This is a genomic window from Rhodococcus baikonurensis (assembly GCF_040489275.1).
In the GTDB taxonomy this organism is placed as follows: Bacteria; Actinomycetota; Actinomycetes; order Mycobacteriales; family Mycobacteriaceae; genus Rhodococcus_F; species Rhodococcus_F baikonurensis.
Window position 1 is genome coordinate 62,099 of record NZ_JBEUOQ010000018.1, and the last position, 11,787, is coordinate 73,885.

8 protein-coding genes are annotated in these 11,787 nt (G+C 62.3%); 4 read left to right on the forward strand and 4 right to left on the reverse strand.

What is annotated here, in order from left to right; translation table 11 throughout:
• Positions 1-10: 10 nt before the first annotated feature.
• Positions 11-1,489: an amidase gene (locus ABWI03_RS28815; protein ID WP_298775597.1), complete on the reverse strand. Its 1,479-nt coding sequence runs from the start codon at positions 1,487-1,489 to the stop codon at positions 11-13.
• 125 nt (positions 1,490-1,614) lie between these two features.
• Positions 1,615-2,724: a barbiturase gene (bar, locus tag ABWI03_RS28820; RefSeq protein WP_095971639.1), complete on the reverse strand. Its 1,110-nt coding sequence runs from the start codon at positions 2,722-2,724 to the stop codon at positions 1,615-1,617.
• Positions 2,725-2,947: 223 nt separating this feature from the next.
• Between bar and upp the strand changes: the two genes are divergently transcribed.
• From upp to ABWI03_RS28840, 4 genes are all read left to right on the forward strand, one after another.
• On the forward strand, positions 2,948-3,571 hold the full coding sequence (upp, locus tag ABWI03_RS28825) for a uracil phosphoribosyltransferase (RefSeq protein ID WP_095971638.1): 624 nt from the start codon (positions 2,948-2,950) through the stop codon (positions 3,569-3,571).
• A 92-nt stretch (positions 3,572-3,663) separates the two neighbouring features.
• Positions 3,664-5,361, forward strand: a complete 1,698-nt coding sequence (locus ABWI03_RS28830) for a PucR family transcriptional regulator (RefSeq protein WP_353799009.1) — start codon at positions 3,664-3,666, stop codon at positions 5,359-5,361.
• A 289-nt stretch (positions 5,362-5,650) separates the two neighbouring features.
• Entirely contained in the window at positions 5,651-6,877 is a 1,227-nt protein-coding gene (locus ABWI03_RS28835; RefSeq protein WP_200313055.1) for a CaiB/BaiF CoA transferase family protein, read from the forward strand.
• Positions 6,874-8,385, forward strand: coding sequence for a carboxyl transferase domain-containing protein (locus ABWI03_RS28840; RefSeq protein WP_298775605.1), 1,512 nt, complete (start codon positions 6,874-6,876; stop codon positions 8,383-8,385). Before ABWI03_RS28835 ends, ABWI03_RS28840 begins: the two co-directional genes overlap by 4 nt.
• Positions 8,386-8,477: 92 nt before the next feature.
• On the opposite strand, the gene ABWI03_RS28845 is transcribed toward ABWI03_RS28840, so the two are convergent.
• Positions 8,478-9,911: a uracil-xanthine permease family protein gene (locus ABWI03_RS28845; protein ID WP_095971634.1), complete on the reverse strand. Its 1,434-nt coding sequence runs from the start codon at positions 9,909-9,911 to the stop codon at positions 8,478-8,480.
• Positions 9,912-10,059: 148 nt separating this feature from the next.
• Positions 10,060-11,703, reverse strand: coding sequence for a PucR family transcriptional regulator (locus ABWI03_RS28850; protein ID WP_124568448.1), 1,644 nt, complete (start codon positions 11,701-11,703; stop codon positions 10,060-10,062).
• Between the last annotated feature and the right edge of the window lie 84 nt (positions 11,704-11,787).

Here is an 11,787-nt window from a genome sequence, read left to right on the forward strand (position 1 = left end):
AATAGATGAGTCAGTTCACGTGGAGTGCGGGCGGAAGAACCCGCTCGACCCACTGGGTTGCCTGCTCGAATGCGTAGGCGAGTTGGAGTACGTCCACGTCGGCGCCGTGCCGACCGATGATCTGGATACCCATGGGAAGCGAACGATCGTCGAAGCCGACCGGCATCCCCGCAACCGGAACTCCGGCCATCGTCCAGGGAACAACCGTCTCCATCCACCGGTGATACGTGTCCATCGACCGCCCGTCGACGGTCTCGGGCCAGTGAGTGTTCTTGTCGAAAGGAAACACCTGAGCACTCGGCGCGAGAATGTAGTCGTACGTTTCGAACATCTTGGTAACGGCCGACAGCCAGCCGTTGCGGGCCTCCGCAGCCTTGGTCACGTCGAGTGCCGAGAGGGTGACGGCATGCTCGAGTTCCCACAACAGTTCGGGCTTCATCAACTCACGCATACTCGGGTCGTTGTACTGATCGATCAAGCCGAGCTGCGCCCACCAACGCCATCGCAAGAACAGTTGCCAGATGTCCTCGGGTTTGAAGTCGGGAAGCGCCGCCTCGACGCGGCACCCCAACTGTTCGAAGACCTCGAACGAGGATTCACACAACTCGAGAACTCCAGGTTCGGTTGCCAGGTAACCGTTCCAGTCACCGACCCATGCGATCCGAGAGCCTTTCAGATCACGTGCGAGGCTTTCGGTGAACACAGCGGGATCCTCACGAATCCCCAGCGGTGCATAAGCATCCGGCCCTGCCATCGTGGAGAGCAGGTGAGCTACATCGGTGACGGTTCGGCCCATCGGGCCTACAACCGCGCCCTGCGCGATGAATCCCGTCTCCGGTATCCGACCCCACGATGGTCGAAACCCCACGACGTTGTTGAACGCCGACGGGTTTCGGAGCGAACCCATGTAATCGCTTCCGTCTGCCACCGGCAGCATGCGAAGCGCCAGCGACGCTGCGGCGCCTCCGCTGCTACCGCCGGCAGTGCGCGAATTGTCGTACGGAGACACCGTAGTACCCCACACCGGGTTGTACGTCTGGGATCCGAGCCCGAACTCCGGGGTGTTCGTCTTGCCGATCACAATGGCACCGGCAGACTTGATCCGCTTGACGAACAGGTCGTCCTCTTCGGCGATTCGGTCCGCGAACATCGGCGACCCGGAGGTGAACGGCAGACCCTTGGCTGCCGAAAGATCCTTCACTGCATGCGGAAACCCGTGCATCCAACCGAGATACTGCCCACTCGCCAACTGCGAATCACGCTCGCGCGCCTCCGCCGTCAACGCTTCCCGATCCCGCAAGGCAACTATCGCGTTCACCGCCGGGTTATGTGCTTCGATCTGGTCGAGGAAGCTGTCCATCACCTCGACACACGACACTTCACGCCTGCGTATCAGACCACTGAGCGTGACCGCATCGGCCATGACGAGCTCGCGATTTTCGGGCGCACCGGAAACGCTCTCGTCGACAGGGTCAGCAGCATGAACCATCGTGAATCCTTTCAAGCAGTGAAGTGGGGTGCGCCGGAGCGGACTCGCCGCCACCGGCAACTGATTCGAGGACGAATTACCGGTGGCGGCGCGACTGTCGAGGTTTCCAGCGAGGTTCTTGCCTGTTACTGACCGAGGTCGACGATCGCGGCGACAGGGCCGCCACCCTCGGGGCCCTGATGCGCTGCCGAGACCGACACGAACACAGCCGGATCACCGGTGACAGCGGCAGTGACTCCACCGACACACGACTTGATCTGGCGGTGCCAGTGCACGTCGGAATCGTCGAGCATCGCATTACGACGGCCACGGACCGTTCCGTCCTGACTGGCCTCGCACTTCAAGAACACGTTGACGAGTTGACCGTCCAGGTCGCTCGAGTGCGGCCGCTCCGGAAGTTCGAGCCCGGCGTCACGGATCGCCGCCCAGATTCCGTCCTGGTCGAGCGGATCCTTCATCACGCTGTGGCCGATCCGGTAGCGTCCGCCGACGCCACGTGCATTACCGACGACGACGATCTGAGCCCGGTCCAACTCGACGCCGGACGAGCAGGATGCGACAGAAGAGAAGAGTTCGCGGCTGTGCATGACATCCTCGTCGGACGGCATGTCGATTTCGCCGAGCGCAACCGCGATCCCGAGGGCCGTACCGCCGTTGGACAGGTCCATCGACTCGTGAGTTTGTTCGGTCCACACCGTCTTGCCGCGACTCTTGGCGTCACGGATGGTGTGGATTGTCAGCAACGGAGTCTTGGTCTGTACGTAGTGCACGTCGGCGGGATCGGTGATGCCGGCATTGGCCATCGCATCTTTCACTGCCGCAGCCACTTTGGTGATCATCGCCGTACGACCGATGTCCTCGGGCAGCAACTGCTCACTCATCGCGACACCCACGGTCAGGCGCGGCTCGTCGGTCTTGGTGACCTTGTCTGCCGGTACCGTCGCGAAGATCGTCGCGTGCGGGCTGATCACACCGTCCGTGCCGCCGGACCAGACGATCGGCACCTCTGCCACCTCTTCGGGGCTGCGATTACCCTTGGCGGAGAGAACCTCTCGAAACGCGCGGTCCGCGATGATGCGCGTGTAGTCGTTGACGCCGCCGTTACCCTCGGTTTTGCCGATGACTGCAATGACGCGGTCGGCCTCGAGGACACCGTCGTCGATCAGCTTGGCGAGCTCACTGGCGTCGGAGACGCTGTGTAGCGGAACCTTACGGACCTCGATTGCTTCGGGCATTGGCATCTCCTTGTATAGGGAATCGTGGAGGCAAAATTGGGCCTTGACAGCTCCCGGCGCCCAGTCCAGCCGAGCGGTTCGGAACTGCCATGCCGACCACGCTATGACGACTCGAACCCTTCGGCATCGTCAATACTTGCCCAAACGAAAACCGTGATTGGTTATTTCGACTCCGATTCACCGGTTGTGCGCCGCCCCATCGGTTCTCACTTACGATTCGTCCATGGACACCACTGTTGTCGACCATCCGCTGGCGGCGTCGCTGCTCACGACCATGCGCGACGCTCGCAGCGACAACGCAACGTTCCGGTCCGCCCTGCGCAGACTGACCCATATGTTGGTCTACGAGGCCATGCGCGGCGCAGAAGTGGAACAGTTCGACATCGAGACGCCAGTTGCTCCGACGCTGGGAGTGCGGCTGGCAAATCCACCGCTCCTGGTACCGGTCTTGCGAGCGGGCCTCGGCATGGTCGAACAGGCGAGTGCCCTCATTCCGCAGGCAGGCGTAGGTTTCGTGGGAATGGCGCGAGACGAGAAGACACACCAACCGGTTCCGTATCTCGAGTCCCTGCCTGCCGATCTGTCGGACACCCCCGTCTACGTCCTCGATCCGATGTTGGCGACCGGTGGATCCATCATCCGCACAATCGATCTGCTCATCGCACGCGGAGCCACCGATGTGACTGCAATATGTGTCGTCGTGGCTCCGGAAGGGATCGAAGCGCTGAGGAAGTCCGGACATCCAGTCAGGCTCCTCACTGCGAGCATCGACGACGGCCTGAACGAAAATGCTTTCCTGGTACCTGGACTCGGAGACGCGGGCGATCGCCAATTCGGACCTCGATAGTTGGCAGACATCGGGAGATCTACTCATTTCGAGAGGACATTTTCGTCAACTGTTGACAATGTTCGCAGCGTGATCGCGCGTAGTCTCGCGACATGGATAGATCTGCCAAATATTCGAGCGAAGAGCTTCAACATTTGCCAGAAGGTGGCGACTACAGGTTGACGGTTCGGGATGTCCTCGAGCTGCCCAGTCTGCATGGAGCCGAAGTCCTTGCCGGGCACGGGGGGTTGCGCCACCTCGTCCAATCGGTGAACGTGATGGAAGTACCGGACATCCTCGCTTGGGTGAAGCCGAACGAACTGTTGGTGACTACCGGGTTCCCGCTGCGCTACGGGCGAACCGGAGAGCTTCTCGACGATACCGATCTCAGCGACCTCGTCGACGGTCTCGCACGCCGAGGGGTCGCGGCACTTGCCGTGAAAACCGGCCGCTATCTCGACGAACTGCCGGAAGCCATGCTGCACATGGCAGAGCAGCGAGGGCTGCCGTTGTTGGTTCTTCCCGTCACCGCAGGGTTCGACGAGGTGATCTCGGAGGTCTTCACCAAGTTGGTGGCGAAGCAGTCTGCGGCACTCGACATTGCCGACCGTCTTCACCGCTCGTTGACTTCGATCGTCTTGGAAGGTGGCGATCTACCCCAGATTGCAGCAGAATTCGCCGCGCTTTTCGACGTCAGCGTTCTGATCTGCTCGCCGGACGGAAGGGTGTTGACCGAGGCCGGGGATTCAGCTGCACTGAACGCGCTTCCGTTGTTCGAGAGCACCGGTCGGTTCCTGACCGAACGGGTCGCTGTCGGTTTACAGAACGCGCCCAAGGGATTTCCTGGTCAGTTGGCGCTCACCCGAGTGGTGGCCGGCGGCACCGACCACGGCCGGATGGTGGCGTACGCCGGCACCCACGAACTCGGCGCAGTTGTCGTTCAAGCGCTGGAGCGAGCGGCCACCGTTGCCGCGCTGGCCGTCACCAAACAGCTGGCAGTTGCGGCAGTGGAATCCAAGTTCCGCGGCGACTTCCTCCGCGACGCACTGATAGGCGAAGCCGGCTCGCCGGCGGAAGTGAGCGCGCACTTCACCCAGTTGGGGTGGGATGTCACTCGTCCACTTGCCGTTGTGGTTGCAGAACTCGACGTCGATCACCCGGAATCCCAGCACGCGAATTCCACTCGCACGGACCAAGATCGACTCAGCGACGGCTGGCAACAAGTGGTCCGAACACACGAGCGGACGGCGCCGTCCGTCGGGTTTCGACACGAGGTGGTCACGCTTTTCCCGACCAGCACCGACCGTGCGGTTCGGGACATCGAAGGGTTGGTGCGCAAGGTTGCCGGCGATCGCACCAGCGGCCGCCGATCCTTCAGCACGGGAGTGAGCCGGGTGATCTACTCCCTGGCCGATCTACCCGCGGCCTACGACCAAGCCTGTACAGCCGTGGTCGTCGGCCGACGTATCAACGGGCCGGGGCAGATCGCACACTTCGACGAACTCGGTGTACACCGACTCCTCTCGCTCCAGACGGACAAGAGCGAACTGCGTTCGTTCACCGATGACGTTCTGAAGTCCTTGTCGGCGGACAACGCCGAAGCCGCTGACCTGCGTCTGACACTCCAGACCCTGCTCGACTGCAATTGCAATGTCGCCGAGGCCTCCCGGGCGCTGCACATGCACTACAACACTTTGCGTTACAGAATCGGAAAGCTGGAGAGCGTCGTCGGATCGTTCACCGACGACCCCGTCCTTCGATTGAACGTCTCACTCGCCCTGCAGGTCATGAAGATGCACGAAATGTCATGACTTCGCACGATATGAGCTGACAGAACGTCCCGATAGCGGTTCGATACAACCGCAATCCAGCCGTGCGGTGAGCGTTCGTCACTTCTTACCCACCACTGATACCCGTCATCGGCAAGGTTACCCATGTGCCGTTGACCGGTGCGCGCTTACGGTTCGAAAGACGGGCCGCACATACCTCCTTCAGTGGCCCTGGCCGATTTCTCGGTCCAGCGGACCGGAGTCGACCGAACTACGGAGGCCTCAACCACCAACTGGCTCAGCCAATTACACCAGAACACGGCGGTGCGACATGAACTCGACTTCGAAGCCTCACAACACAAGTGCTCGTAGTGGTCCGTTACACGACGTGATTGTCGTCGACCTCACGCGCGCACTCGCGGGTCCTCACGCGGCAATGATGCTCGGCGATCTGGGCGCCGACGTGATCAAGGTCGAATCACCTCACGGCGGCGACGACACCCGTGGGTGGGGGCCGCCATTTGTGAAGCCACCGCTGGAACCACCGAACGCGCAACGGGAATCGACGTACTTTCTGTCCACGAACCGGAACAAGAAGTCGATCACGCTCGACCTCAAATCCGACAGCGGGCGCGCAACCCTCGAAGATCTCGTCTGCCGCGCCGACGTTCTCATGGAGAACTTCCGTACCGGAGTTCTCGATCGACTCGGATTCTCGACCGAGCGGCTGGCCGAACTCAATCCTCGCCTGATCGTCCTGTCCATCAGCGGTTTCGGCCACGACGGCCCGGAAGGTGGCCGCGCCGGCTACGACCAGATCGCCCAGGGGGAGGCCGGACTCATGTCGCTGACCGGCTCGAGTCCGGACGACGTTCAACGAGTCGGAGTTCCGATCGCCGATCTTCTCGCCGGGATGTACGGGGCGTTCGGCGTCGTCGCGGCTTTGAAGGAACGTGAACAGACGGGGAGAGGCCGTGTCGTTCGAACATCGCTCTTGGCCAGCGTGGTCGGTGTTCATGCGTTTCAGGGAACGAAGTGGACCGTCGCCGGCGAGGTAGGCACAGCGCAGGGCAACCACCATCCCTCCATCGCACCGTACGGACTCTTTCGTACCGGCGATGGCGCAGTACAGATCTCGGTCGGCAGCGAAAGCCTGTGGAGAAGATTCTGCGAAGGGTTCGAACTCGATCCAGACGCACCGGGTATGGCAACAAACGCCGAACGCGTCGAGAATCATTTCCAGGTAGTCGAATTGATCGAACGTACCTTCAAACCGTACTCGCGTGACGAGCTTCTGACCGAACTGGACCGCATCGGAATTCCGGCAGGACGGGTCCGGACGATCTCCGAAGTGTACGAATGGGAACAGACCCGATCACAGGGGTTGCTCGTCGACGTCGACCACAGCACGCTCGGAAACATCACCCTGCCCGGCCCGCCGCTACGATTTTTCGATCCGGACGGAACCGAGGTGACGGAGACCCGCCACACTGCACCTCCGGTTCTCGGTGAAGACACTGACGAAGTCATGTCGTGGCTACAAGGATTCACCCGATGAACCGCCTGTCGGCTCGCGACATGCTCGACCTGGTGATCGATGCCGGCACCTGGGAGTCGTGGGATACCCCTCCGATACCGGTGGCGACCGACTCCGACTACACCGAAGCGCTTCTTCGTGCCCAGGAGAAGACCGGACTCGACGAGTCCGTCCTGACCGGAAGCGCCTCCATCAGAGGCCGCCGCGTGGCAATCATCGTCTGCGAGTTCGGTTTTCTCGGTGGATCGATCGGCGTGGCAGCGGGCGAACGCCTCGTCGTCGCCATCCGTCGAGCGACGCACGAGCAGCTGCCCCTTCTTGCGCTTCCCACCTCCGGAGGAACGCGTATGCAGGAGGGGACAACGGCATTTCTGCAGATGGTCAAGATCACCGCGGCGCTCATCAAGCACAAAGAAGCGCATCTGCCCTACATCGTCTACCTCCGAAACCCCACCACCGGAGGCGTATTCGCGTCCTGGGGGTCGCTCGGTCACGTGACGATCGCGGAGCCGGGAGCCCTGGTCGGATTCCTCGGCCCCCGGGTGTTCGAGGCTTTGTACAACTCACCTTTCCCCGTCGGTGTCCAGACAGCGGAGAACCTTCACGAGCACGGACTCATCGATGCGGTGAGGCCGCCAGACCAGCTCGCCGAAATCGTCGACCGCGCGTTGCGCATCATCACCTCGAGACGCCGTGGGTGCTCGTTGCCGAGTGACCCGTGCTCGTACGACTGCCCACCCGATACGTCAGCCTGGGAATCCGTCGTCGCATCCCGGCGCGAAGATCGACCGGGGATCCGGGAAGTGTTGCTTAATTCTGCCTCGGACATGCTCCCGCTCAACGGAACCGGCCAAGGCGAGAACGATCCCGGCATCATGCTCGCGCTCGTTCGCTTCGGCGACATGCCCTGCGTCCTTCTCGGACAGGACCGACGCGGACAGACTGCGCACTCCCCACTCGGCCCCGGCGCTCTGCGGGAAGCTCGGCGAGGAATGCGGCTTGCCGCAGAACTCGATCTGCCATTGGTGACGATCATCGACACGGCAGGCGCGGCACTGTCGAAGGAAGCCGAAGAAGGTGGATTGGCCGGCGAGATCGCTCGGTGCATAGCCGACATGATTTCACTCGAGGTCCCCACCATTTCCCTCCTGCTCGGGCAGGGCACCGGCGGCGGAGCCCTGGCACTGATTCCGGCCGATCGAGTGCTGGCGGCCCGCCATGGTTGGCTGTCGCCCTTACCTCCCGAGGGTGCGAGCGCGATCATGTTCCACGACATCACGCACGCTCCGGAGATGGCGGCCAGTCAAGGGATACGGTCCTTCGATCTGCTCGCAGGCGGCATCGTCGATCGGGTCATCCCCGAATGTCCCGATGCTGCGGACGAATCCGCCGCATTCTGCACTCGTGTCGGAGCGGTACTGCACTACGAGCTGAGCGTGCTCACTGCTACCGATGCGACCGAACGGCTCATCACCCGCACCGAACGCATCGACCGTATCGGCCTGGTCGAAGCCAGCACCGCCGTCTGATCGATCAGTACACAGAACACACACCGCGAAAGGCCGGACATCCTCCAAGGAGGATGTCCGGCCTTCGACAATCGAGCACACTCAGCCAAGCGTCACGTGAGCTGCGGGGCGGGTTCTTCCCGTTCTCCGCCGGGAGCCTTCGAATCCGGCTTGTTCGGTTCCGGGTTCTTCGCATTCAGCTCCGGGTTCTTCGAACCTATGTACTGGCACAGGTGGTACATCCCGATCACGACAATGGTGCCGAGCGCGATGCCGCTGAGCGAGAACGTGTCACTGAACTTCAGGGCCGTGTCGCCGATACCGATGATCAGGCCGGCCGCGATCGGCATCAGGTTGAGCGGATTGCCGAAGTCGACGCCGTTCTCCTTCCAGATCTTGGCGCCGAGAAGCCCGATCATGCCGTAGAGCACCACGGTGATTCCGCCGAGAACGCCGCCGGGCGTCGCCGAGATGACGGCACCGAACTTGGGGGAGAAGCCGAGCATCATCGCGACGATGCCCGCGACCGCGTAGGCGGCGGTGGAGTACACACGGGTCGCTGCCATGACACCGATGTTCTCGGCGTACGTCGTGGTGGGCGAACCGCCGACGCTGCTGGCGATAGCGGTGGCGAAACCGTCACCGGCAAGCGCGCGTCCCATGTACGGGTCGAGGTCGTCCCCGGTCATCTCGGCCACGGCCTTGACGTGGCCGGCGTTCTCCGCGATCAACGCGATGACACCGGGAAGAACCAGGATGATGAACGTCAGGCTGAACGACGGGGCGTGGATGCCGACGATTCCGTTGGCCTCGTCCGAGAACGGGGGCAGGCCGAACCACGACGCCGACTGCACCGAATCCCAGTTGACGCGGAAGTGCTCGGTGATCTGACCGGTGCCTGCGTCGTACGAGGTGATCGTGCCCGAGACCCGGTCGAGGATCCAGGAGAGGACGTAGCCGAAGATCAGCGCGAGGAAGATTGCGATGCGCGCCATGAAGCCGCGTAACGCGATACTCATGACGATCAGGGCCACCATGACGATCAGAGCCACCCACTGGTCCTGCGGCCAGTACAGCCCCGCGACGACGGGTGCCAGGTTGAATCCGATCAGCATCACCACTGCCCCGGTCACCACCGGGGGAAGAACCTTGAATACGACCCGGCCACCGAGGAAGTGGATCGCGATACCGATGGCTGCGAGGACCAGTCCGGACACCAGGATCGCACCGGTCACCTCCGCAGAGGTTCCGCCTTGGGCACGAATAGCGGCGATACCACCGACGAAAGCCGCCGACGTACCGAGGTAGCTGGGAATGCGTCCCTTGACCACCAACAGGAAGAAGAGCGTACAAAAGCCCGACATCATCACGGCAAGTTGAGGATTGAGGCCCATGATGATCGGGAACACGAACGTCGCGCCGAACATCGACACCACGTGCTGGCTGCCCAGCCCGATGGTTCTTCCCCAGCTGAGCCGCTCGCCGGGAGCAACCACTTCACCCGGTTTGATGTTCTTTCCATCTCCGTGCAACGTCCAAATCGGCATGATGGGACCTTTCGTGCAGAGGAAGGTGTCCGAACGCTGAGTGTGCTCCAGCTCACAAAACACCGTGACTGGAGTGAAACGCTATTACAGCGCGGAGGTATCGACGTGATGACAATCTGCCAGAACCCGCCGACCCGGATTGGCAATATTAGTGATTGATGCCGCGCATCGCGGTTATCTTCAGTGCTAGAGACAGATCCAACCGGAGTTCGGGTTGCGCCGTGAAGGGTCCCAGCATTTTCTCCAGCTTAACGACCCTGTAACGCAGTGTGTTGTAATGGAAGTGGAGCTTGCGCGCGGTCTCGGCGATGTTGATGTTGGTCGCGAGCAGGACTTCCAAGGTCTTGCGCATGTCCTGCGCTTCGGCAGTTTCCTCCGTCAGTTCCCGCAATGTCTCACGGGCGAACGTCTCCAACTCGTTTTCGTCCTCGACCAGACTGAGCAGTCTGTACACGCCGAGATCGTCGAACTGAGTCACCGTCCACGGACCTGAGATCCGGCGGCCGACAGTCAATGCGGTGCGCGCCTGGCTGTAGAGCGCGGGGACGGCGTCGATCGCCGCTGCCGGCCGGGACACCCCGACACTGAACGGCCTTCTCCCGCCGCCACCTTCACCGCGAACGACTGTGACGAGATCCCGCACCAAGGCCATCGTGTCGGTGCCGACGCCCATCACGATCACCGTCTCACCCGTCAGCGCGGTCACCGCCGCACCGGGATCACGGTGGGCGATCGCGCCGGAGAACGCCATCGCCTGACGGTCGACGACGGGCAGCCGAGCGGGCGCCGCCGAGGCCGGTTCGTCGACCGGGTCCGGTTCGATCGAGACGATCACCAGCGGGCGATCGAAGTCCCACCCGAACGTCTTGGCGTGGGAGACAACGTGATCGTGATCCCCGGCACGGCCGAGGAGCAGGTCGTGAACGAAGTTCGCACGATGGCGCTCTTCCACCGATGCCACGGCTTGTTCACGGGTGATCACCAACGCGCACACCGACGCGGCCCGCTCGACCAGGTACTGGTCGTAACTCGTCATCACGCGCTCACCGGTGAACAACGCGAGACGCCCGTGGTCGATGTGATTGGCGGAAATCGCGGACACCGCGATGAATTGACCGTCGAACTCGTGCAGACCCAACCCGCCCTCGACGGTGTCGGTCCGCAGACGACCGGTGGAATCGACAGCCGGACAGGCCGACAGATTCTTGCGCTCCGCGGCGTCCCCAGCCCGGCAGATCTCGCGTCCGTCCGAAGTGGTGATCAGGGCGGCGCCCTTCATCTCCCGTGCAATGACTTCGGTCAATTGCGGGAGACCGCCGCCGCCCATCACGACGTCGACCAGCAACCGTCGCAACCGCTCGGCCCCGAACATGGCGTCGATCTGGGCCGACTCCGTCTGCTCCCGGCCTCTGGCCGCAGGGTGATCGCATGCACCGTGAAAAACCAGGAGCGGGAAGCCGGCGCTTTCGGCCGCGTCGACCAGTTCCGGCGCGAGAGTGTCACCGTCTGCGCCGAATTGGACGGCAAGTGCCGCAACTCCACGCGTCGACAACCGTCCGACAAATGCTTTGAAGGTTTCGGTGACCCTGGCGAGGGTTTCCGGCGTGGTGATCAGCAACTGTCCGTGTCGCAGCCACGGTCCGATGTCCGGAACCGCCATGAATCCCACCCGGGCCACCGTCGGGTCGTCGGAGCCGCCGGCAACCTTTCGAACACCAGGAAGGAGCGAGGTTCGAAGAAGTTCGGAGAGAACAGCATTCACCTCGGATGCCGGTACGGCCGGGTTCGCCACTTGGCAGGCACCTCGATTTCATTCGGATCACGGAAGATGGTTCACGAAAGAAACGATCCTATCCCCACCGAACACAAGATGTCC

Excerpts from the sequence above, each read along its gene's own strand:
- ABWI03_RS28830 (WP_353799009.1), top strand. The coding sequence starts at position 3,664 with ATGGATAGATCTGCCAAATATTCGAGCGAAGAGCTTCAACATTTGCCA.
- ABWI03_RS28835 (WP_200313055.1), top strand. The coding sequence starts at position 5,651 with ATGAACTCGACTTCGAAGCCTCACAACACAAGTGCTCGTAGTGGTCCG.
- ABWI03_RS28815 (WP_298775597.1), bottom strand. The coding sequence starts at position 1,489 with ATGGTTCATGCTGCTGACCCTGTCGACGAGAGCGTTTCCGGTGCGCCC.
- upp (WP_095971638.1), top strand. The coding sequence starts at position 2,948 with ATGGACACCACTGTTGTCGACCATCCGCTGGCGGCGTCGCTGCTCACG.
- bar (WP_095971639.1), bottom strand. The coding sequence starts at position 2,724 with ATGCCCGAAGCAATCGAGGTCCGTAAGGTTCCGCTACACAGCGTCTCC.
- ABWI03_RS28840 (WP_298775605.1), top strand. The coding sequence starts at position 6,874 with ATGAACCGCCTGTCGGCTCGCGACATGCTCGACCTGGTGATCGATGCC.
- ABWI03_RS28845 (WP_095971634.1), bottom strand. The coding sequence starts at position 9,911 with ATGCCGATTTGGACGTTGCACGGAGATGGAAAGAACATCAAACCGGGT.